General features: G+C 68.9%; 18 protein-coding genes. 11 read left to right on the top strand and 7 right to left on the bottom strand.

The features are described 5' to 3' along the window. Positions 1 to 14: 14 nt before the first annotated feature. On the top strand, positions 15 to 1,205 hold the full coding sequence (locus PIQ37_RS05790) for a methyl-accepting chemotaxis protein (RefSeq protein WP_267114107.1): 1,191 nt from the start codon (positions 15 to 17) through the stop codon (positions 1,203 to 1,205). A gap of 130 nt (positions 1,206 to 1,335) precedes the next feature. Beyond that, entirely contained in the window at positions 1,336 to 1,635 is a 300-nt protein-coding gene (locus PIQ37_RS05785) for a hypothetical protein (protein WP_342072718.1), read from the top strand. A 774-nt stretch (positions 1,636 to 2,409) separates the two neighbouring features. On the opposite strand, the gene PIQ37_RS05780 is transcribed toward PIQ37_RS05785, so the two are convergent. The 3 genes from PIQ37_RS05780 to PIQ37_RS05770 all read right to left on the bottom strand — a co-directional run bounded on the left by PIQ37_RS05780 (position 2,410) and on the right by PIQ37_RS05770 (position 8,815). Beyond that, positions 2,410 to 3,729, bottom strand: a complete 1,320-nt coding sequence (locus tag PIQ37_RS05780; protein ID WP_010341738.1) for an ABC transporter ATP-binding protein — start codon at positions 3,727 to 3,729, stop codon at positions 2,410 to 2,412. Between the two features lie 16 nt (positions 3,730 to 3,745). After that, on the bottom strand, positions 3,746 to 5,503 hold the full coding sequence (locus tag PIQ37_RS05775; protein ID WP_342072717.1) for an ABC transporter permease: 1,758 nt from the start codon (positions 5,501 to 5,503) through the stop codon (positions 3,746 to 3,748). A gap of 522 nt (positions 5,504 to 6,025) precedes the next feature. Continuing rightward, a complete protein-coding gene (locus tag PIQ37_RS05770; protein WP_342072716.1) occupies positions 6,026 to 8,815 on the bottom strand; it encodes a sensor domain-containing protein in 2,790 nt (929 codons plus the stop codon). Positions 8,816 to 8,978: 163 nt separating this feature from the next. Between PIQ37_RS05770 and PIQ37_RS05765 the strand changes: the two genes are divergently transcribed. Together PIQ37_RS05765 and PIQ37_RS05760 are read left to right on the top strand one after the other, a co-directional pair. Then, a complete protein-coding gene (locus tag PIQ37_RS05765) occupies positions 8,979 to 11,081 on the top strand; it encodes a PAS domain-containing sensor histidine kinase (RefSeq protein ID WP_342072715.1) in 2,103 nt (700 codons plus the stop codon). A gap of 4 nt (positions 11,082 to 11,085) precedes the next feature. Beyond that, positions 11,086 to 12,810: an EAL domain-containing protein gene (locus PIQ37_RS05760; protein WP_010341742.1), complete on the top strand. Its 1,725-nt coding sequence runs from the start codon at positions 11,086 to 11,088 to the stop codon at positions 12,808 to 12,810. A 168-nt stretch (positions 12,811 to 12,978) separates the two neighbouring features. Here PIQ37_RS05760 and PIQ37_RS05755 read toward each other — a convergent pair whose 3' ends face one another. The 4 genes from PIQ37_RS05755 to flgA form a co-directional block, all read right to left on the bottom strand. Beyond that, positions 12,979 to 14,163 carry an ATP-binding protein gene (locus tag PIQ37_RS05755; RefSeq protein ID WP_407136534.1) on the bottom strand — a complete coding sequence of 395 codons (1,185 nt, stop codon included), beginning with the start codon at positions 14,161 to 14,163 and terminating at the stop codon, positions 12,979 to 12,981. Between the two features lie 124 nt (positions 14,164 to 14,287). Further along, on the bottom strand, positions 14,288 to 14,626 hold the full coding sequence (locus PIQ37_RS05750; protein WP_026143350.1) for a flagella protein: 339 nt from the start codon (positions 14,624 to 14,626) through the stop codon (positions 14,288 to 14,290). A gap of 2 nt (positions 14,627 to 14,628) precedes the next feature. After that, positions 14,629 to 14,946 (bottom strand): flagellar biosynthesis anti-sigma factor FlgM, encoded by a 318-nt coding sequence (flgM, locus tag PIQ37_RS05745; protein ID WP_048489805.1) that lies wholly within the window; start codon positions 14,944 to 14,946, stop codon positions 14,629 to 14,631. Between the two features lie 66 nt (positions 14,947 to 15,012). Further along, positions 15,013 to 15,657: a flagellar basal body P-ring formation chaperone FlgA gene (gene flgA / locus PIQ37_RS05740; protein WP_342072795.1), complete on the bottom strand. Its 645-nt coding sequence runs from the start codon at positions 15,655 to 15,657 to the stop codon at positions 15,013 to 15,015. A gap of 113 nt (positions 15,658 to 15,770) precedes the next feature. Here flgA and PIQ37_RS05735 point away from each other — a divergent pair, with 113 nt between their 5' ends. The 7 genes from PIQ37_RS05735 (at position 15,771) to flgG (ending at position 21,469) form a co-directional block, all read left to right on the top strand. Further along, the gene (locus PIQ37_RS05735; RefSeq protein WP_026143352.1) at positions 15,771 to 16,721 is read left to right on the top strand and encodes a chemotaxis protein; all 951 of its coding nucleotides are present in this window, start codon (positions 15,771 to 15,773) and stop codon (positions 16,719 to 16,721) included. 173 nt (positions 16,722 to 16,894) lie between these two features. Beyond that, positions 16,895 to 17,293, top strand: coding sequence for a flagellar basal body rod protein FlgB (flgB, locus tag PIQ37_RS05730; protein WP_017908569.1), 399 nt, complete (start codon positions 16,895 to 16,897; stop codon positions 17,291 to 17,293). A 2-nt stretch (positions 17,294 to 17,295) separates the two neighbouring features. Continuing rightward, positions 17,296 to 17,703, top strand: coding sequence for a flagellar basal body rod protein FlgC (flgC, locus tag PIQ37_RS05725; protein ID WP_017908570.1), 408 nt, complete (start codon positions 17,296 to 17,298; stop codon positions 17,701 to 17,703). 41 nt (positions 17,704 to 17,744) lie between these two features. Further along, positions 17,745 to 18,422, top strand: coding sequence for a flagellar hook capping FlgD N-terminal domain-containing protein (locus PIQ37_RS05720; protein WP_342072713.1), 678 nt, complete (start codon positions 17,745 to 17,747; stop codon positions 18,420 to 18,422). 30 nt (positions 18,423 to 18,452) lie between these two features. Beyond that, on the top strand, positions 18,453 to 19,676 hold the full coding sequence (flgE, locus tag PIQ37_RS05715; RefSeq protein ID WP_342072712.1) for a flagellar hook protein FlgE: 1,224 nt from the start codon (positions 18,453 to 18,455) through the stop codon (positions 19,674 to 19,676). Positions 19,677 to 19,825: 149 nt separating this feature from the next. Continuing rightward, positions 19,826 to 20,581: a flagellar basal body rod protein FlgF gene (locus PIQ37_RS05710; RefSeq protein WP_342072711.1), complete on the top strand. Its 756-nt coding sequence runs from the start codon at positions 19,826 to 19,828 to the stop codon at positions 20,579 to 20,581. A 102-nt stretch (positions 20,582 to 20,683) separates the two neighbouring features. Next, positions 20,684 to 21,469: a flagellar basal-body rod protein FlgG gene (gene flgG, locus PIQ37_RS05705; protein ID WP_160967501.1), complete on the top strand. Its 786-nt coding sequence runs from the start codon at positions 20,684 to 20,686 to the stop codon at positions 21,467 to 21,469. The last annotated feature ends 1 nt before the right edge of the window (position 21,470 follow it).

The raw sequence follows: 21,470 nt of genomic DNA, 5'->3' as shown, positions 1-21,470 counted from the left end.
TGCCGAGAACTTCCATGTACTCACGCCTCCTGATCCGTCTGGCCGCCCCGCTCGCCCTGACGCTGCTGTTCCCCATCGCCGCCGGTTTCGATTGGCCGGCCCCGGTCCGTTGGGCCATCCTCACCACCATGACGCTGAGCTGGCTCGGTTTCGCCGGCTGGACCGCGTACAGCCAGAGCCGGCGCTCGCCGGAGCAGGCCAAGGTCATGCGCGAGCAGGACCACCTGCTGACCGAGCTGCGCAGCTTCGTCGGCAACGAGATCGAGGGCTCCCGCTCCGAGATCGAACGTGCCCGCGAGCTGATCCGCCAGGCGGTCAGCGGCCTGGGTGGCAGCTTCGAGGCGATGAATCGCAAGTCGCGACAGCAGAGCGTGGCGCTGGCCCGCATCGTCGACCGCGCCGGCGAAGACGGCGGCGCCGGGGTGGACGTGGCCCGCTTCGCCCAGCATGCCAGCCAGCGCATGGAGCAGCTGGTGGAGGCGCTGGAGCAGGTCAGCGGCCAGAGCAGCACCACGGTGCACTACATCGACGACATGTCCCAGCACCTGGACGGCATCTTCGCCCTGCTGGAAGACGTCAAGTCGATCGCCGACCAGACCAATCTGCTGGCGCTGAACGCGGCGATCGAAGCGGCGCGTGCCGGCGAGGCGGGCCGCGGCTTCGCGGTGGTGGCCGACGAGGTGCGCAACCTGTCCGAGCGCTCGACCACCTTCAACGAGCAGATCCGCAAGCTGGCGCACAGCTCCAAGGACGCCATCGCCAAGGTCCGCGAGACGGTCTCGAACATGGCCTCGCGCGACATGGACCGCTCCCGCGAGGCGCGGGCCGAGGCCGCGGCGATGCTGGACAACGTGGCCGCGATCAACCACTCGCTGGGCGACGGCATGCGCGAGATCTCCGAGTGCGGCCGCGCCATCGACAGCAGCGTCGCCGAAGCGGTGCGCGCCCTGCAGTTCGAGGACATCGCCACCCAGGCCCTGGGCGGCGTGCACACCCACCTGGACCGCCTGACCGCGATCAACCGCGAGGCCGTGGCGCTGCAGGAACTGCTGCACCGCAATGGCGGCGTGTTCGACCACGAACTGATCGACGCCCTGCAGCGGGTCGGCAACCGCCTGCGCGACATGCGCACCGAGTGGGAGCGTCCGCCGCACAAGCCGGTGGCGCAGCAGAGCATGGGTGCCGGCACGGTCGAGTTGTTCTAAGTCCGCCTTGTCGCGCTCCGCGCCATGAACCGACGAGTCCCCGGCCCCTGCCGGGGCTTGTCGTCTCTGCCCTTCCCGTCCGGCCCCGTCGATGTCGATGCCTCTCCAGTCCCTGTCCCGAGTTGCGGCCATGTCCTGCGATGACAGCAGCAGCGCGCACGTGCCTGCGTCCGAGCCGGTGGCCGCACCCGGCATCCGGCCGGTGACCGCGCCGCGCCAGCCCGGCCATACCCTGCGACGGCTGGAGACGCTGGCCCAGGCCGAACTGCGGCAGCTGCTGATCGCACGCGCGCCGGCGCAGCAGGACGCGCGCATCGCCGACCCGGTCTGGGCCGGCCTGGCCTGGGACATGGGCCTCAACGGCAGCGCGGTCGCCGCCGCCGGCACGCCGGCGCCGCTGGTGCACTTTCCGCTGTACGACGGCGACTGAGTCGATCTCGGCGGTTGCGGTTGCGGTTGCGGGCGGCAAGCGGATCCTGGTGAGGGCATTGCCTTCAGGGCGTCGCCAAACGGTTCGTCCCAGCTCGTTATTCTCGATTTCGCTTGGCGCATAAGGCCGAGAGGGCCGAGTCAACCATGCGCGCGCCGCATCCGTAGGACGGCTTCAGCCGCGACAGGCGGTCCCGGTAATGCTTCGTCGCGGCTGAAGCCGCTCCTACGAGGCGACGGCTGGTCTCGCTAGACCACGGCAAATGGCAGCGATACGCAATGCCATTTGGTCGCGAAAAGCGCGCGACACGCGCCTGGCAGGCTGCATGCAGTCGGGACTGAAGTCCCTCCCACAATTACTCCGATCAGATCGCGACCTCTCCAATCAGATCGCGACATCGTTGCTGCAAAGGCGCACTCGGCGAAAGGCGGATTTGGCGGCGAGACGCGGCATCGGCCTACCGACGTCGCATCCAGGCGCGTGCCTGAACCCGCTCCCCTATGTCGAGCGCCCGGTCGCGGGGAAGCGTCACTGTGGGAGCGACTTCAGTCGCGACGCATGACGCCATCCGGCAACGCTGATGCGTCTGCAGTTGCGGCTGGAGTCCCTGCCACAAGCTGCCCTGCGGGTGGGCTGGCACTTTGTGACGTCATGCCATCCCTTCGCGGCGAAGGCTGCGGCAGATGTCCGTTCGCGCCTGACGCTGCTCCTGCGATGCTTGGCGTCGGGTCGCGGCTGAAGCCGCTCCTACGCGATGCTACGCAACGCCCCGGCTTAGCTCGGATTCTCCAGCGAGAACAGGTCCGCCTGCTTGTCGTAGGCGAAGTACTCGGCGTAGCGCGCCCAACTGGTGACCGCTTGCACGGTCTCCGCCGCATAGGCCTCGGACATGTGGTCTTCCAGTTCGTCGCGGAAGCGGCGCGCCGGCGCGTGATGCGCCGGGCGTTCGTCGAGCACGCGGCGGATGTGCGCGGCCAGCGGCACGTAGGTGGCCAGGTGCTGGGCGAACAGTTGCTTGCGCGCGTCGGTGCCCAGTTCGGCGAAGCGCTGTCCGGCCGGGGTCAGTTGCAGGTCGCCCTGTTCGAACACGGCGAAGCGCAGCAGTTGCAGCGTCTCGGCGATCGGGAACAGTTCGTCCACTTCCAGTTGCAGGCCGGCCGCCAACGGCGGCAGGTCGGCACGGCCGTGGTAGGGCTCGGCCGCCACCGCTTCGATCAGGCCGGCCAGCAGGTTGCTCGAGACGCGCGGCAACACCATGGCGATGCCGCTGCCCGGGAACACGCCCTCGCGGGTCTGCGGCCGCTGCGGGCTGGCGGTCATGCGCGCATAGATGTCGTCGACCAGGGCGCGGAACGCCGGTGCCAGGCGATTGCGCGGCTGCGGCAGGGTCACCTCGATCTCGCCGATCACCCGCCCCGGATTGGCGCCGAAGATCACGATGCGGTCGCACATCAGCACCGCTTCTTCGATGTTGTGGGTGACCATCAGGATCGATTCGATCGGCATGCGCCCTTCCGACCACAGGTCCAGCAGGTCGGTACGCAGGGTCTCGGCGGTCAGCACGTCCAGCGCCGAGAACGGTTCGTCCATCAGCAGCAGCTTCGGTCGCACCACCAGCGCCCGCGCCAGGCCCACGCGCTGGCGCATGCCGCCGGACAGTTCCTTCGGGTAGGCTCCCTCGTAGCCGTCCAGGCCGATCAGGTCGATCGCCGCCAGGGCGCGCCGGCGGCGCTCGTCGGCGGCCACGCCGCGCGCCTCCAGGCCCACTTCCACGTTCTGCAGCACGGTCAGCCACGGGAACAGGGCGAAGCTCTGGAACACCATGGCGATGTCGTCGGCCACCTGGCCCGGCGCGGCATCGCGGAAGGCGATGCTGCCGGCGCTGGGCTGCAGCAGCCCGGCGATGGCGCGCAGCAGGGTCGATTTGCCCGAGCCGGAACGGCCGAGCAGGCCCACGATCTGCCCCGAGTGCAGGGTCAGGTCGACGTCCTCCAGCACCACCAGCGGCGTCGCCCCGCCCTTGTCGTAGGTCTTGCGCACACCCTGCACGCGGACCAGCGGGGCGCGCTCGGGCACGCTTGCGGAATAGCTCATGGTCGGTCTCCAGGAATCAGTCGAAACGCAGGCGGCGTTCGGCGAAGACGTACAGACGTCGCCAGACCGCACGGTTGAAGAGGGTCACGAACAGCGACATCACCGCCACCCCGAGCAGCACCCGCGGGCCGTCGCCGGCGGCGGTGGCGCGGGCGATGTAGGCGCCGAGGCCGTAGGCCTGCACCTGGGTGTGGCCCCAGCTGGCCAGTTCGGCCACGATGCTGGCGTTCCAGGAACCGCCCGACGCGGTCAACGCACCGGTGATGTAGTACGGGAAGATGCCGGGCAGGATCACCCGCCGCCACCAGGTCCACGAGCGCAGGTGGTAGATGGTGGCGGCCTCGCGCAGATCGGTGGGGAACGCGCTGGCGCCGGCGATCACGTTGAACAGGATGTACCACTGGGTGCCGAGGATCATCAGCGGCGACAGCCAGATGTTCGGATCGGCGCCGGTGCTGACGATGGCCAGCACCGCGAACGGGAACAGCACGTTGGCCGGGAACGCGGCCAGGAACTGCGCCAGCGGCTGCACCCGCTGCGCCACCTTCGGGCGCAGCCCGATCCACACCCCGATCGGCACCCACACCACGCTGGCCAGGGCGATCAGCACCACCACCCGCAGCAGCGTGGCCAGGCCGCCGCCGAAGGCCTCGGCCAGGTCGTGCAGGCCCAGGTGGCGGCGGCCGTAGTCGTAGGCGAACCACGCCGCGGCCGCACCGGCCAGGGCCAGCGCCGCGCTCCACAGCCGATCGCCCCATACCCCGCTGCGCCCAGGTGCGCGAGGCGCCGCCACGGGCTGCGGCTGCTGCCGCGGCGCCCAGCGCACCAGCATGGCGCGCTGCCAGATCCAGGCCAGCGGCGCGACCAGGCGCTTGGCCAGGCGCGTGCGCCGCAGCAGGTCGTACAGCCACGACTGCGGCTTGTCCTGCGAGGCGGTGAGTTCGGCGCGGAACTTGTCCGACCAGGCCACGATCGGGCGGAACAGCAACTGGTCGTACAGCGCGATCAGCACCGCCATCGCCACCACCGCCCAGCCGACCGCGGCGAAGTTGCGCTGCGCGATCGCCAGCGCCAGGTACGAGCCGATGCCGGGCAATTCCAGGGTGTGGTCGCCGACGCTGATCGCCTCGGACGCGACCACGAAGAACCAGCCGCCGGACATGGACATCATCATGTTCCAGATCAGCGAGGGCGTGGCGTACGGCGCCTCCAGCCGCCAGAAACGCTGCCAGGCGCTGAGCCCGAAGCCGCGCGACACCTCGTCCAGGTCGCGCGGCACGTTGCGCAGCGACTGGTAGAACGAGAACGCCATGTTCCAGGCCTGGCTGGTGAAGATGGCGAAGATCGAAGCCAGTTCGGCGCCGATCTGCCGGCCGGGGAACAGGCCCAGGAAGAAGGTCACGGTGAAGGTGAGGAAGCCCAGCACCGGCACCGACTGCAGGATGTCCAGCGCCGGCACGATCACTCGCTCGGCGCGCCGGCTCTTGGCGGCCAGGGTCGCCACCACGAAGGTGAACACCAGCGAGGCGGCCATCGCCGCGAACATGCGCAAGGTGGTGCGCAGGCCGTATTCGGGCAGTTGCCACAGATCCAGCGACACCGCGGCGGTGCCGGCCGGCGGCAGCGGCGCGCGCATGTCGGATGCGCCGTGCAGCAGCAACGCACCCAGGCCCAGCAGCAGCGCGAACACCGCAAGATCGTGCAGGTTGGGCAGCACGCCGGGGCGTGCGGCGAGCTGTCCGGGCGCGGAGCGGTCGCGGGCGAATGGCAGCATGGGAAGATCCGGCAGGAGCGGCAGCGAACGCCGCAGGAAAAAGGACGCTGGCGCGGGTCGCGAAGCGGACCGCCCAGTGTGACCGGGGAAGATGTACGCCGTGCGTCAGCCGCTGCCGGCCGCGCGGGTGTCCCCTGACAATGCGGTGCACGTACGCCGTCGCCACGCGACGCAACCGCGCAGCGGCGAACGAATCAGGGACGATGGCGATGGCAGGCGCATGGGCGGCTCCGACGATGGGGAACGCCAGGGGCTACGCTCGGAGTCCTCGCGGATCGGGCTTGCGCATTCTCGGAATCAAGGCCAGCCGCACGGGGCTGGCGAACGATCCCGTCCTGAGCGGACGGGACCCCATCTGGGACGACCCAGACCGTGGCGGTCCTGTCAGCTCTGTCGCTGCAGCGTCGGTCTAGGATGACTGTCCAAGGAAGGTGGCCTCTGGCCGGAAAAACGATGGGCGCGCGCAGTATAGCCAGCTGCTGCGTCGCCGCAAACCCGTGCGGCGCACGCGGCGCCGCACATTCACTGCGCAGCCAGCACCAGCCGCGGGTGTGTGGCCGGCGCCACCTGCTGGCGCGCGCGCAACCAGGCGGCCAGCTCGCGCGGCGGCAACGGCCGCGAGTGCAGATAGCCCTGGATCTCGTCGCAGCCCTGCTCGCGCAGCAAGGCCTCTTCCTGCACCGTTTCCACGCCCTCGGCCACCACCTGCATGCCCAGCGCGTGACCGAGCTGCACGATCGCCTGGGTGACCTTGGCGGTGCCGCTGTCGTGCAGCATGTCCTGCACGAAGCTGCGGTCGATCTTCAGGCGCTGCACCGGGAAGCGATTGAGGTAATGCAGGTTGGAGAAGCCGGTGCCGAAGTCGTCGACCGCCAGCAGCACGCCTTCCTGTTCGAACAGTTCGAAGCAGCGGCGCAGCGATTCGCTGTCGCGGATCAGCGCCGACTCGGTCAGCTCCAGCTCCAGCCGCTTCGGCGACCAGCCATTGCGCTGGCACAGCTCGATGACCCGTTCGGCGAAGCCGCGGTCGCGCAACTGCATCGCCGAGACGTTCACCGAGACCCGGTCGAAGCTCAGCCCCGCCGCATCCCAGGCCGCGGCCTGGCGGCATGCCTCGCCGATCACCCAGTCGCCCAGGCGCACGATCTCGCCGCATTCCTCGGCGATCGGAATGAACTCGGCCGGGTTGCAATGGCCGTGGCCGGGGCGGTGCCAGCGCAACAGCGCTTCCACCGCCGGCGCGCGCTCGCCCGCCGCGTGCACCAGCGGCTGGTACACCAGCGAGAACTCCTCGCGATCCAGCGCGCCATGCAGCGCATGCTCGATCTCCAGGCGCCGCTGCGCGCGCAGCAGCACGTCCTGGCTGTAGTAATGGCAGGTGTTGCGTCCGGACTCCTTGGCCGCGTACATCGCCGCGTCGGCGGCGCGCAGCAGGCCGTCGAAGTCCTGGCGCCCCTCCTCCATCAGCGCGATGCCGATGCTGGCGCCGATCTTGATCACGTTCTCGCCGCTGTGCAGCGGTTCGGCCAGCGCCGCGATCAGCTTGCGCGCCACGTGCCCGGCGTCACCGGGCTCGGCCAGATCGCGCAACACCACCACGAACTCGTCGCCGCTGAAGCGGCCGAACAGGTCGCTGGTGCGCAGTTGCTGGTGCATGCGGGTGGCCGCCAGCTTCAGCAGCGCGTCGCCGGTGGCGTGGCCGAAGGAATCGTTGATGCTCTTGAAGCCGTCCAGGTCGACGAACAGCATCGCCAGCGTGGTGCCGCGCTCCACCGCCTCGTTCATCGCCTTCTCGGCCTGCTCGCGCAGCAGTTGCCGGTTCGGCAGGCCGGTCAGCAGGTCGTAGTGGGCCAGCAGCTCGATGCGCTCGCTGGCCTCGCGTTCGCGGGTGATGTCGCGGAACAGCACCACGAAGCGCGGCGGCAGGCCGTCGCGTTCGTCCAGCTCGATCAGCACCTGCACCCAGATGCGCTGCCCGGACGGGCGGTGGAAGCACAGGTCCAGTTGCTCCGGCAGGCCGCCCTCGGTGATGCGCACCAGCGCCGACTCGAACGCATCGCGCGAGTCCTGGGTGTACAACGCCAGCGCGTGGTCCAGATCGATGGCCTCCTTGCGCAGGCCATGGATGCGGTAGCACTCCTCGGTCCACTGCATGCGCCGGGTGCCGACCTCGATCTCGCAGCCGCCGATCTTGCCCAGCGCCGAGACCCGGTTGAGCAGTTCGGTGCGCCAGCGGATCAGGGCGTCGGTCTGGCGCTGCTCGGTGATGTTCTGCACCTGGCCGAGCACGCGCTGGATGCGGCCGTCAGCCTCCACCTGCGGCTGCGCCCACACCCGCAGGTGCAGCGGCGACTCGCTGCCACACACCAGCTCGACCTCGAAGTTGGCCGGCTTTGCCTCGCGGGCCATGCGCCGCCAGACCGAGATCAGCTGCGCCATCGAATCGCGGCTGAGCAGGCGCAGCCAGCCGCGGCTGCTCGGCGCTTGCTGTTCGTCCAGGCCGGTGACGCGCAGGAACTCGCGCGAGCACCACACCCTGTCGCGCAACGGATCCCAGGACCAGCTGCCCATGCGGGTCATGCGCTGCGCCTCGCGCAGCAGGGTCTGCTGGTCGCGCAGGCGCTGCTCGAGCAGCTTCTGTTCGTGGATGTCGGTATGCGTGCCGATCATGCGCAGCGGGCTGCCGTCGGCGGTGCGCGCGACGATGCGGCCGCGGTCCAGGATCCAGTGCCACTGCCCGTCCTGCCGGCGCAGGCGGAACTCGCACATGTAGGTTTCGGTGCGGCCCTCGAAATGCGCGCGGATCGCCTGGCGCAGGCGCTCCTGGTCATCGCTGTGGACCAGCGGCAGCAGCGCGTTCAGGCCGTCGGCCGGGGCATCGCCGGCGTAGCCGAGCATCCGCTTCCAGCGCTCGGAGCGGAAGATGGTGTCGCTGGGAATGTCCCAGTCCCACAGCCCGTGCTCGGCGCTGTCCAGGGCGATCTCCCAGCGGGTGGCGCCGTCGCTGCCGACCGGTTCGGGCACGCTGAGGGTATAGGCCAGCAGGCCGCCGCTGTCGTCGCGCACCGCGCGCAGCCAGCCGTCCAGACGTCGCCCGGCGGTGCCGGGCAAGGCGCAGGCCAGCATGGTCTCGCCGCCGAGCAGGCGCTCGCGGGCCGCACGCAACAGCTCGGCGTACGCCTCCACGGTGCGCGGCAGCTCCAGTGCCTGCGCTGCCCGGTTCGCCGCCAGCGGCCTGCCATCGGCGTCCAACAGGACGAGCGCCGAGGTGAGCGGGTGCTGCAGCAAGCTTGCGATGACGCCTTGATCCACGCCGAGATGCTCCGTTTCGCCGCCCTGAAGGCCAGCGGTCGAAGGTGATAACGGCACCCGGCGGCATTAATTGAGCGCCCGCACCGCCCGACCATGGGCCGCGGCGGCCGTCAGCGGCTAAGATGTCCGCCGGACACGGACCACCGCAGCAGGCTGCCGGGGCATGCAACCACAACGCGACAGCTCCCTGCCCAATCAGGCGACCTCCGGCATGCGCCTGGCGCAGCGCCTGGACCGCGGCATCTGGCGGGTGGTGCTGCTGTACGTGCTGCTGGGACTGGCACTGTCGATCGGCAGCGACCTGGTTTTGGCGCATTTCGTAGACGATCCCCGCACGTTGATCGTGCTGCAGCTGGTCAACGACGCCCTGTTCCTGGCCCTGACCGCGATCGCCCTGTACTACCTGCTGCGCCCGCTGGTGCGCGCCGCGGTGCAGGCGCATACCCGGCTGGCGCTGTCGGAGGCCGGCTACCGGCAGATGTTCCACGCCAATCCCAGCCCGATGCTGGTCTACGACCTGGAAAGCCTGCGCATCCTCGACGTGAACCCCGCCGCGGTCGCCTTCTTCGGCTGGTCGCATGACGAGTTCGTCGGACTGGAATTGGCGCGGCTGTGGCCGCCCAGCGCCAGCGCCCGCCTGGCCGAGGTGATCGAGACGATCCGGCAGACCCCGTCCAAGACCTGCGTGGTGGCCGAGCCGCTGCGCCTGCGCGACGGCAGCCAGTGCATGGCCGAGGCGCGCAGCACCAGCCTGGACTACCACGGCCGGCAGGCGCGGCTGGTGGTGATCAGCGACCGCAGCGCCGAATACGACGCGCAGCGCCGCCGCGACCAGGCCCTGCGGCACCTGCAGGAGGCGCAGTCGATCGCGCGGCTGGGCTCCTGGCAACTGGACCGGGCCAGCGGCCTGGGCAGCTATTCCGAGCAGGTCTACCGGATGCTGGGCCGGCGCGTGCCGGACCAGGCGCGCCAGCACCGCCTGGAAGAGCTGCTGGTGCCACCAGACGTGGCGTCGCAGGCGCGCATCCAGCGGGTGATCGAGGACCTGTGCGGCAGCGCGCCGCTGCAACTGGACATGCTGCTGCCGGTGCTGGCCGCCGACGGCCAGGCGCGCATGCTGCACCTGCGCGCCGAATCGTCCAGCGACGACGCAGGCGGCGCCTGCGTGCACGGCACCCTGCAGGACGTGACCGAGCACGAGCGCTCGCGGCGCCTGCTGCACGAGCGCGAGGAGCAGTTCCGCGAACTGGTGCGGGTGCTGCCGGACGGCGTGGCGATCCTGCACCAGGAACACGTGCTGTACGCCAACGCCGCCTGCGCCGGGCAGTTCGGCTTCGAGGGCGAGAACCTGCTCGGCGAGCCGCTGCAGGGCCTGGTCGACAGCGCCGACCTGGCGCTGGTACGGCAACGGATGGGCGCGGCCGGGGCCAAGGGCGAACGCGGCGCCACCGCACGCATGTGCCGCCGCGACGGCTCGCTGTTCCATGCCGGGCTGTCGTTCGGCAACGTCCGCTACAGCGGCCGCGACTGCAAGCTGCTGATCGTGCGCGACCTCAGCGAACCGGAGCGCATGCGCGACGCGCTGGCGCAGAGCAACCGCGAACTGCAGGCGATGGCGCGACGCCTGTTCTCGCTGCAGGAAGACGAGCGCCGGGCGATCTCGCGCGACCTGCACGACGACATCGGCCAGGCGATCACCGCGATGAAGCTGTCGGCGCACGCGGCGCTGGACGAAACCGACGCCGAGCGCCGCCGCGAGGATCTCAGCGAGATCGTGAGCCTGGCCGACAGCAGCATCACCAAGCTGCGCAACCTGTCCACGCTGCTGCGGCCGCCGCAACTGGACGCGCTGGGCCTGGAAGCGGCGTTGCGCTGGCAGGCCGGCATGCTGTTCCGCGCGTCGCCGGTGCGCCTGCACCTGGACATCGCCACCCTGCCCGAGCGCCCCAGCGGCGAGGTCGAACAGGCCTGCTTCCGTATCGCCCAGGAGAGCCTGACCAACGTGCTGCGCCACGCCAGCGCCGGCGAAGTGCGGATGACCCTCGGCGACGAGGAACGCCAGCGCCTGCGCCTGGAAGTGGTCGACGATGGCGACGGCTTCGATCCGGCCGGGCCGCGCGGCCTAGGCCTGATCGTGATGCGCGAGCGCGCGCAGAGCGCCGGCGGTACCCTGCAGATCGACACTGCCCCCGGCGCCGGCACCCGGGTGACGCTGTGCCTGCCCTACACCACCGCGGCACCACCGTCGCCCCCGCCTGGAACCTGAGCCGATGTGGAATCCCGCCAGCGCCGTACCCGTGGACGACGAATTGCCGTCGCGCCTGGGTGCGGGCCATCCCGCCCTGACCGGCATGATCGCCGAGGCGCTAGCCGGTGGGCCGGGGGTGATGCTGCTGCACATCGACATCGACCACTTCGCCTCGATCAACGAGAACATGAGCCCGGAGGTGGGCGACCAGGCGCTGGCGCTGCTCGCGCACCGGCTGCAGGCGCACCTGCGCGGCCGCGGCCTGCTGTGGCGCCACGGCAGCGACGAACTGGTGATGGCGGTACCGCGCACCGCCGACGTGCCGCCGCCGGAAGCCTTCGCCGAGGAGATCCGGCAGCAGATCGAGCTGCCGCTGTCGGTGCTGCCGTACACCTTGTTCATGACCGGCAAGATCGGCGTGAGCCTGTGCCCGGAGCATTCCACGCGGCTGTCGACCCTGCTCGACTTCGCCGAGGATGCGGTCTACCAGGCCGCGCGCGAAGGCGGCAACCTGGTGCGCCTGTATGCCGCCGACGGCCCGCCCAGCGCGCACAGCGAAAGCATCATCTCGCGGCAGATCGTCGACGCCATTCCCAACGGCGAGCTGCGCCTGCGCTACCAACCGATGGTCAGCGCCCGCGACGGCCGCGTGGTCGGCATGGAATCGCTGCTGCGCTGGCAGTCGCCGACCCTGGGCATCCTGGTGCCGGAGCGCTTCATGCGCACCGCCGAGCGCCTGGGCGTGATCGTGCAGATCGGCACCTGGGTGATGGAAGGCGCGCTGCGCCAGGCGCGGCTGTGGCGCGACCAGGGCTTCGACGACTTCACCATCGCGGTCAACGTCTCCACCCTGCAGTTGCTGCGCCCGACCTTCTTCAACGAAGTGATGTCGGCGCTGCAGGCGGCCGGGGTACCGCCGCAGATGGTGGTGCTGGAGATCAACGAAAGCGCGCTGACCAACAACGTCAACTTCGTCCACGAGACCCTGGCCAACCTGTGCCGCGAAGGCATCAGCCTGAGCCTGGACAACTTCGGCACCGGCGACTCCAGTCTCAGCGCGCTGGTGCGCTATCCGGTGGACAAGCTCAAAATCGACCGCAGCTTCATCAAGAGTGCACCGGCCGGCAACCGCGAGGCGGCGATCGCCCGCGCGATCATCGCCATGGGCCACCAGTTGGGCATGGTGGTGATCGCCAACGGCGTCGAATCGCAGGCGCAACTGGGCTTCCTGCGCCGCAACGACTGCGACATCTTCCAGGGCTACCTGTTCGGCGAACCGATGTCCGCCGAGGCGGCGGGCATGGCCCTGCGCCGGCGCTACCTGCGCCCGGAATCGTTCACCGAGACCCGCCCGGACCGCACCCTGCTGCTGCTCGACGACGAGGAGAACGTGCTGCGCTCGCTGGTCCGGCTGTTCCGCCGCGACGGCTACCGCATCCTCGCCGCCGGCAACGTCCGCGACGCCTTCGACCTGCTCGCCACCAACGACGTGCAAGTGATCCTGTCCGACCAGCGCATGTCCGACATGAGCGGCACCGAGTTCCTGGGCCGGGTGAAGATGCTCTACCCCGACACCATCCGCCTGGTCCTGTCCGGCTACACCGACCTGGCCACCGTCACCGACGCGATCAACCGCGGCGCGATCTACCGCTTCCTGACCAAGCCGTGGAACGACGACGAACTGCGCGAACACATCCGCCAGGCCTTCCGCACGCACGACGAACAGCGGCGGGATGCGGGGCCCTGAGAAGCCGGGATTCGGCATTTGGGATTCGGGATTCGCTCAAAGGCCGGGATTCGGCATTCGGGATTGGGAATTCGTAAAAGCGCGGTGTCGGCATTTCATTGACACGCACGGACGGGAACAGCAAACGCAAAACCGCTTTTGCCAATCCCGAATCCCCAATCCCCGCCCCTACTTCGGCTGCCTAACAGGAATCACGATCCGGAACGTCGACCCCTCGCCGACGGTGCTGCTCACGTCGATGCGGCCGTGGTGCTTGTTGACGATGCCGTAGGAGATCGACAGGCCCAGGCCGGTGCCGCTGCCGACCGGCTTGGTGGTGAAGAACGGGTCGAAGATACGCTGCAGCAGGTCCGCCGGAATGCCGGCGCCGGAGTCCTTGAACTCGATCCACACCTCTTCGCCGTCCTGTCCGGTGCTGACCACGATGGTGCCGCGCTCGCCGATCGCCTGGCCGGCGTTGAGCAGCAGGTTCATGTACACTTGGTTGAGCTCGGACGGCAGGCACTCCACCAGCGGCAGGTTGCCGTAGTGGCGCTCCAGGGTGACCTTGTACTTGAGCTCGTTCCAGATGATGTTGATCGTGGATTCCAGGCCCGAGTGCAGGTCCACCAGCTTCCACGACTCCTCGCGGCCGGAATAGGAGAAGTCCTTCAGGTCGCGGACGATGCGGGTGACCCGCTCGATGCCTTCGCGCGATTCGGCCATCAGCTGCGGCAGGTCGCGGCTGATGAAGTCGATGTCGAAGCGGTTGCGGATGTCGTCGATCTCCGGGATCAGCGCCTTCGGATCCGGTGCGCGCAGGGCGCGCTCGTAGGCCTCGATCAGGGTGAACAGGCTGCGCAGGTATTCCTGCAGGCTGCCCAGGTTGGAATGGACGTAGCCGATCGGGTTGTTGATCTCATGGGCGACGCCGGCGGCGAGCTGGCCGATCGAGGCCATCTTCTCCGACTGCAGCAATTTTTCCTGGGCGCCGTTGAGGCGCAGGTAGGCCTGGCGCAGTTCGGCGTGGCGTTGCTGCAGTTCCTGTTCGTAGTCCTGCTGGCCTTCGATGCCCTGGATCAGCATCAGGTAATGGCCGCCGTCCGCGTCGGCGTGGAAGTACAGGTGCGCCAGCACCACATGCTGTTCGGTCGGCAGGCTGCCGCTCCAGCGGCCACTGCTGCGCGCCTGCGACAGCGCGTCGCCCGGCAGCCACTGCGCCAGATGCGAGGCCAATGCACCGGTGTCGGCGCTGGAGGAGAGATGGCGGCGCGCGGCGCTGTTGGCGAGCAGCAACTGGCCGTCGGCGCGGAACAGCACCACGCCTTCGTACAGCAGTTCGCTCAGGGCGAGCAGGTTCTCGCGTGCGGGCAGGACGAGCGGTGCGTTGGGATTGATTTCGGCGAAATTCACGACAGGCGGCGGGCGATCGATGGATGCCCAATATACGCCGTTGCCGCCGGCGGATGCGCGTCCCGCAGTGGGACTGCGCCGCGGCCTACGCGACCGCCAGGGGACGCTGGGAGAGCGGCGTGCTGGACTCGCCGTTGGCGTCGTAGGAGGACGCGCTCTCGCTGCGGCCGAGGTGGCGCAGCGCCCAGTTGACCTCGCGTCGGCGCCGCGACAGCAGCGCGCCGTTGGCGCGGTTGGCGTCGGCCAGCTCACGCAGCCGCAGTTCGGCCTCGGCGCCGGCGGGCACGTCGGCCTCCAGTGCGCGCAGTGCCGCCAGCTTGGCGCTGGTCGCCTGCATGAGGCCTTCCACGTTGTGATCCAACAACGCCTGGCGCTCGCCGGCGAGCGCGTCGCTGAGCTGCTGCAGGGGGTTGGTCACGGACATGTTCATGCGCCGAGTTGCCGATCCATATCGATCATGCGGCTGGCGATCGCGTCGGGGTTGATCTTGTAGCTGCCGTTCTGCAGCGCCGAGCGCACCGCATCGACGCGGCTGCTGTCCACCGCCGGCGCGGCCGACAGTTGGCGCTGCAGGGTCTGCAGGCCGGACGCTTCGCCGGTCAGGCGCAGGCTATCGGTGGCTGCGGCCGCACCGACCGCACGGTCCTTGCCTTCCTCGGACGCGCCGGAGGCGGCCTTGGTCGAGACGGACGACGTGCGAAGGGTGGCCGGGCTCGGCAAACTCCCTTCAATTTTCTGGGTCATGACGGACATCCTGTTACGGGTTCGGTGTAGGTAACGGCACAGCGTCGGAGAACTTTAGCCGGATTCTTAGCGCGTCACTAAAACGTCGCCATTTTGTGACACAGTTCCCTGAACGATGCGCTTGGACGACAGGTTTTCGACGGTCACCCGCTCGTTTTCGCCCGCATCGCCCAGTGCACGCCCGGACATGCGCACTTCCAGACCACCACTGCGTGCCACCAGCGCCACATTGTCGCCGCGCCGGACCAGCCGCGGCGCGACCAGGTCGGTGGCGGACAGCAGGGTGCCGGCCGGCAGGGTTCGCCGCACCACCTTGCCGATCGCCGCTTCCGGCTCGGTCATCGCGGCGCCGACGATGCGCGCCGCGTCGCGCTTCTCGGGGACGATATCGGCCGCGCCGATGGTTTCTCCAGCGGACAAGCCGCGCGCCAGCACCAGGACGTGCTGCAAGCGCCGCACCTTGACCGGGACGAACAGCCGCCAGCCGGTCTCGCGCGGGCAACTCACCTCCACGGTCGTGGTGCCGGTCGGCTGGGCCTGCAGCGGCACCGGGCACAGCGGCACCCGCACCGAGGGGTCCAGGGTCGCCTCGGCATCGACGTCGGCCCCGGCCAGCGACAGCGCCGCGGCACGGATCGACTCCACCGACTGGAAGTCCGCAGCCCAGGCCGGCGTCGCCGCCAGCAGCACCAGCAATAGGATCGGGCGCATCGCCGTCTCTCTCTGAAAGGTCGCCGGCACCATGCAAAGGCCGTGCCGCAAACCGCACGCCCGATCCGGACCGCGCCCTCAAGTTCCGCCGCGCAGGCGCCGATATGAACGCCATGAGTCATGACCTTCTCAACCGAATCGACCAGCGCACCCGCTTGGCGGGCCACAACCGGCTTGCCCTGCTGCTGTTCCGGCTGGGCGGTCGTCAGCTTTTTGGCGTGAACGTCTTCAAGGTGCAGGAAGTGCTGCGCCGCCCGGAGCTGTTCCAAGTGCCGGGGCTGCCGCTGCAATTCTCCGGCGTCGCCGACGTGCGCGGGCGCTCGGTGCCGGTGCTCGACCTCGGCCTGGCCATCGGCCACCCGGAGCGCGAGCCGAACGCGGACACCGCCCCAGGCTATCTGGTGGTGACCGAGTTCAACCGCTCGGTCCAGGGCTTCCTGGTCAGCGGCGTGGAACGCATCGTCAACATCGCGGTGGAGGACATCCATCCGCCGCCGGAACTGGGCGCCGAGTCGAGCTACCTGACCGCGGTGACCCGTTTCCAGGGCGAGCTGATCCAGGTGATCGACGTGGAAAGCGTGCTGGCCGACATCGCCCAGACCCGGGTCGAGGCCAACCTGGACCCGTCGCTGGCGCTCACCGGCCCGCAGCTGCAGGTGCTGGTGGTCGACGACTCGCGCGTGGCGCGGCAGCAGATCCGCAGCGTGCTGGACCAGCTCGGGGTCGGCGCGACCCTGCTGTCGGACGGCCGCCAGGCCCTGGACCATCTCTTGCAGATCCACGCCGCCGGCGAGAATCCGGCCGAGCGCTACGCCATGGTGATCTCGGACATCGAGATGCCGGCGATGGACGGCTACACGCTGACGACGGAAATCCGCCGTCACCCCGGGCTGGCCGGCCTGTACGTGCTGTTGCACACCTCGCTGTCGGGCGTGTTCAACAATGCGATGGTCGAGCGCGTGGGCGCCAACGCCTTCGTGGCCAAGTACAGCCCCAACGAGCTGGCCGAGTACGTGCTGACCCGGCTGCGGGTGGTCGCCGCGGCCGCCCAGGCCGCCGCCTGACCCGGGCAGCCCGGCCCAGGCGCCGCGCCCCGCCACGCGGCCGGCCTGACGCCTTATAGAAAGCGCGGACGCCGCCAGCGTCCCGCGACCGACCATCTGATCTTCCGGGCCCCGCGCCCGCCTTTGGCACGCGCCTTGCCTGTGGTTTCGGCAACGAACCGCGGGATCGTGCCATGTCCAATCCGATCACAGCCTACTTCGGCGTCCATGGCGACGCCCTGCCGCTGCGCGAGCAGCGCATGAAGCTGATCGCCAGCAACCTCAGCAACGTCGACACGCCCGGGTACAAGGCCCAGGACCTGGATTTCGACGCGGCGATGCGTGCCGCGCAGGGACAGCGCGAAGGCACCCAGCTCGCGGTCGACGACAGCCGCCACATCGCGGTCGGCGGCGATGGCCTGAATCCGTTCCAGATCACCCGGGCCGCCAGCCAGCCCAGCATGGACGGCAACACCGTCGATCCGGACGCCGAACGCGCTGCCTACGGCCGCGCCGCGCTGGAGTACCGCGCCTCGCTGAGCTTCCTCGAATCCAAGGTGCGCAGCATGCTCACCGCGATCACGGGCCAATAAGCATGAGCAACCTGCCGATCTTCGACGTCGCCGGCTCCGCGCTGCAGGCGCAGTCGGTGCGCATGAGCACCATCGCCAGCAACCTGTCCAACGCCGATTCGGTGGCCGGTTCGGCGGAGGCGGCCTACAAGCCGATCGAGCCGATCTTCCAGGCGGTGCGCAACCCGCACGACAGCAGCTTGACCTCGGTCAACGTCAAGGAAATCGCCCAGACCAACGCACCGCCGATCAAGCGCTACGAACCCGGCCATCCGCTCGCCGACGCCGAGGGCTACATCTATTCGCCCGATGTGGATCCGGTCTCGCAGATGGTCAACCTGATCTCCGCTTCGCGCAATTACCAGGCCGGCGTGGAGGTGCTCAACACCGCCAAGGAACTGGCGCTGGCCACTCTGACCATGGGCCGCTGATCCGCCCTCCTTCCGCCGCGTCACGTCCCAGGACCGCTTCCATGACCAGCGTCACCAGCTCCACCGACACCACCTATTCCAGTCTGGGCCTGAGCGCCTCGGCCAACACCAGCACCACCAAGAACAAGGCGCTGCAGCAGGCGGACTTCCTGAAGCTGATGACCGAGCAGCTGCAGCACCAGGATCCGCTCAAGCCGATGGACAACAGCCAGATGGTCGCGCAGATGGCGCAGCTGTCCACCGTGCAGGGCATCGGCGACCTCAACAAGACCGTCACCGCGCTGTCCTCGTCGATGAGCACCGACCAGGTGCTGCGCGGTGCCAACCTGATCGGACACAAGGTGCTGGTGCCGTCGGCGACGCTGCCGCTGGGCGCCGAGGGCAGCACCGGCGGCCTGGTCGCGGCCAAGGCCGCCGGCGTGGTCGACGTCACCGTCAGCGACGCCACCGGCCAGCCGATCAAGAAGATCAGCCTCACCGCCGACAAGGCCGGCCAGCTTGATTTCGCCTGGGACGGCACCGACGCCAGCGGCAAGCGCATGCCGGCCGGCAGCTACAGCATCACCGCTGGGCAGACCGATGCCCAGGGCAACCAACTGTCCCTGTCCACCTACGTCCAGGCGCCGGTCGAGAGCGCCATCATCGGATCGGACGGCATCTATCTCGATCTGACCGGGCTCGGCACCACGCCGCTGACCAACGTCCTCCGCGTCAGCTAACGCCACGCCGACAATCCACAGGAGTCCACCATGGGTTTCAATACATCGCTGTCCGGCCTCAGGGCGGCCAATACCGACCTCAACGTCACCGCCAACAACATCGCCAACGCCAACACCACCGGCTTCAAGGGCTCGCGTGCCGAGTTCGCCGACCAGTTCACGCTCAACGGCTACGGCCTGGCGCGCAACGCGGTGGGTTCGGGCGTACGCGTCAGCAACGTCGCCCAGCAGTTCTCGCAGGGCACCATCGATCCGACCGGGCGCAGCCTGGACCTGGCCATTTCCGGTTCCGGCTTCTTCACCCTCTCCAACAACGGCGCCCGCGTGTACTCGCGCGCCGGCAACTTCCAGACCGACGCCAATGGCTATGTGGTCAATCCGCAGGGCGCGCGGCTGCAGGTGTTCCCGCCGGCCAGCAACGGCAACGGCTTCGCCGCCGGCACCCTGACCGACCTTCAACTGCTCACCACCGACAGCCCGCCCAAGCAGACCAGCACGGTCAACCTGACCTTCACCCTGCCCGGCAACACCCAACCGCCGACGGTGGCCACGTTCGATCCGAACGATGCCAACAGCTACAACAACTCCAGCGGCGGCACCACGGTCTACGACTCGTTGGGTGTGGCCCACGTGCAGACCTCGTACTTCGTCAAGACCGCCACGCCCAACCAGTGGACCGTCTACAACTACGTGGACGGTGTCGCCGCCGGCGGCGCCAGCACGCTGCAGTTCTCCAACAGCGGCGCGCTGGTCAGCCCGGCCGACGGCAAGATCGCGCTGGGCACCTTCACCCCCAGCACCGGCGCCGGCACCCTGTCGCTGAACCTGAATGTGTTCGGATCGACCCAGTACGGCGAAGCCTTCGCCCTGCGCGGCGCCACCCAGGACGGCTATGCCAGCGGCAAGCTCAACTCGATCAGCATCGACGAGAAGGGCATCGTCTACGCGCGCTACTCCAACAATGCCGACAAGGCGCTGGGCCAGATCGCGGTGACCAACTTCGTCAATCCGCAGGGCCTGAGTTCGCTCGGCGACAACGCCTGGGCGGAAAGCTCGGCCTCGGGCCTGGCCCGTACCGGCTCGCCGGCGACCTCGGACTTCGGCAGCGTGCAGTCCGGCGCACTGGAATCCTCGACCGTCGACCTGACCGAACAGCTGGTCAACATGATCGTGGCCCAGCGCAACTTCCAGGCGAACTCGCAGGTGATCTCGACCCAGGATCAGGTCACGCAGACCATCATCAATATGCGTTAAGGCTGGGATTGGTGATTCGGGATTGGTGATTCGCCGCCGCTGGCGCCTGTCGACCGGGCGCCAGCCCAAGCCACCACTTCCCCGATCGTCTGCGGTATCCCCGCTTTTTCGAATCCCGAATCCCTTCTCCCGAATCACGGCCCACACCCATGGACAAAGCCCTCTACGTCGCCATGACCGGCGCCCGCGCGTCGCTGCAGGCGCAGGCGACCGTGTCGCACAACCTGGCCAACGTCGAGACCTCCGGGTTCAAGGCGGCGCTGGCCAATACCGAGGCCTATCGGATTCCTGGCGCCGGTTATCCGTCGCGGATCGATGCGCTGCACATCGACCAGGGCTTCAATCGCGACGTCGGCGCGCAGCACATGACCGGCAATCCGCTGGATCTGTCGCTGGATGCCGATCGCTGGCTGGCGGTGCAGTCTTCCGACGGCAAGGAGGCGTACACGCGCGGCGGCGAATTGGCGCTGACCCCGAATGGCCAGCTGGTCACCGCCAGCGGCCATGCGGTGCTCGACGACCAGGGCAATCCGGTGGCGATTCCGCCGCACCAGTCGCTGGAGATCGGCAACGACGGCACGGTGTCGATCGTGCCGCTGGGCGAAGCCCCCACCGCGATGAGCACCATCGCCACGCTGAAGGTGGTGCAGGCGCCGGCGGACCAGCTCACGCGCAGGCCCGACGGCCTGATGCGCAACGTCAGCGACGATCCGGCCAAGGCCTTCGCGCCGGCCACCGGCAACTCGCTGCGCACCGGCATGCTCGAAGGCAGCAACGTGGATGCCGCCGGCGCGCTGGTGCAGATGATCCAGTTGCAGCGCCAGTTCGAAATGCAGGTCAAGGTCATCAAGAACGGCGATGAGAACGCGCAGTCGGCCAACACCCTGCTGCGTCTGAACGGCTAAGACGAGCCTCGGCGCCAGCGGCGCCGGTTTGGCACGGCACATGCATCACTCCCTGCGCCCCCGGCGCGTCGTGCCGGGGCCACCATCAGAGGAACTCGGGTCATGAATCAGGCTTTGTGGGTCGCCAAGACCGGACTGGATGCGCAGCAGACGCGCATGTCGGTCGTCTCCAACAACCTGGCCAACACCAACACCACCGGTTTCAAGCGCGACCGCGCCAACTTCGAGGACCTGCTGTACCAGCAGGTGCGGCAGCCCGGCGGCGCCAGCTCCTCGCAGACGCAGCTGCCCTCGGGCCTGCAGATTGGTACCGGCGTGCGCGTGGTTGCCACCGCCAAGGATTTCGAGCAGGGCAGCCAGCAGCAGACCGGCCGCGCCCTGGACGTGATGGTCAACGGCCGCGGCTTCTTCGAAGTGCAGATGCCGGACGGCACCACCGCCTACACCCGCGATGGCAGCTTCCAGATCGATGCGCAGGGCCAATTGGTCACCAACAGCGGCTACGCGATCCAGCCGGGCATCCAGATCCCCGAAGGCGCGCAGTCGGTGACCATCGGCAACGACGGCACGGTCAGCGTGCAGGTCGCCGGCACCGCCGCGGCGCTGCAGGTCGGCTCGCTGACCCTGACCGACTTCATCAATCCCTCGGGCCTGCAGGCCAAGGGCCAGAACCTGTACGTGGAAACCGCCGCTTCCGGGCCGGCCACCAACGGCACGCCCGGCCTCAACGGCCTCGGCAACATCGCGCAGGGTGCGCTGGAAGGCAGCAACGTCAACGTGGTGGAAGAGCTGGTGAGCATGATCGAAACCCAGCGCGCCTACGAGATGAACGCCAAGGCCATCTCCACCACCGACTCGATGCTCGGCTATCTGAACAACAACGTCTGAT

The organism is Xanthomonas protegens (assembly GCF_038442435.1).
Classification (GTDB): domain Bacteria; phylum Pseudomonadota; class Gammaproteobacteria; order Xanthomonadales; family Xanthomonadaceae; genus Xanthomonas_A; species Xanthomonas_A sontii.
Note: the sequence above shows the minus strand (reverse complement) of the source record. Positions and strands in the feature narration are given on the sequence as shown.

Bases quoted from the DNA above. Each gene is read 5' to 3' on its own strand.
- PIQ37_RS05790 (WP_267114107.1), top strand. From the start codon at position 15: ATGTACTCACGCCTCCTGATCCGTCTGGCCGCCCCGCTCGCCCTGACG.
- PIQ37_RS05785 (WP_342072718.1), top strand. From the start codon at position 1,336: ATGTCCTGCGATGACAGCAGCAGCGCGCACGTGCCTGCGTCCGAGCCG.
- PIQ37_RS05780 (WP_010341738.1), bottom strand. From the start codon at position 3,729: ATGAGCTATTCCGCAAGCGTGCCCGAGCGCGCCCCGCTGGTCCGCGTG.
- PIQ37_RS05775 (WP_342072717.1), bottom strand. From the start codon at position 5,503: ATGCTGCCATTCGCCCGCGACCGCTCCGCGCCCGGACAGCTCGCCGCA.
- PIQ37_RS05765 (WP_342072715.1), top strand. From the start codon at position 8,979: ATGCAACCACAACGCGACAGCTCCCTGCCCAATCAGGCGACCTCCGGC.
- PIQ37_RS05760 (WP_010341742.1), top strand. From the start codon at position 11,086: ATGTGGAATCCCGCCAGCGCCGTACCCGTGGACGACGAATTGCCGTCG.
- PIQ37_RS05750 (WP_026143350.1), bottom strand. From the start codon at position 14,626: ATGTCCGTGACCAACCCCCTGCAGCAGCTCAGCGACGCGCTCGCCGGC.
- flgM (WP_048489805.1), bottom strand. From the start codon at position 14,946: ATGACCCAGAAAATTGAAGGGAGTTTGCCGAGCCCGGCCACCCTTCGC.
- flgA (WP_342072795.1), bottom strand. From the start codon at position 15,657: ATGCGCCCGATCCTATTGCTGGTGCTGCTGGCGGCGACGCCGGCCTGG.
- PIQ37_RS05735 (WP_026143352.1), top strand. From the start codon at position 15,771: ATGAGTCATGACCTTCTCAACCGAATCGACCAGCGCACCCGCTTGGCG.
- flgB (WP_017908569.1), top strand. From the start codon at position 16,895: ATGTCCAATCCGATCACAGCCTACTTCGGCGTCCATGGCGACGCCCTG.
- flgC (WP_017908570.1), top strand. From the start codon at position 17,296: ATGAGCAACCTGCCGATCTTCGACGTCGCCGGCTCCGCGCTGCAGGCG.
- PIQ37_RS05720 (WP_342072713.1), top strand. From the start codon at position 17,745: ATGACCAGCGTCACCAGCTCCACCGACACCACCTATTCCAGTCTGGGC.
- flgE (WP_342072712.1), top strand. From the start codon at position 18,453: ATGGGTTTCAATACATCGCTGTCCGGCCTCAGGGCGGCCAATACCGAC.
- PIQ37_RS05710 (WP_342072711.1), top strand. From the start codon at position 19,826: ATGGACAAAGCCCTCTACGTCGCCATGACCGGCGCCCGCGCGTCGCTG.
- flgG (WP_160967501.1), top strand. From the start codon at position 20,684: ATGAATCAGGCTTTGTGGGTCGCCAAGACCGGACTGGATGCGCAGCAG.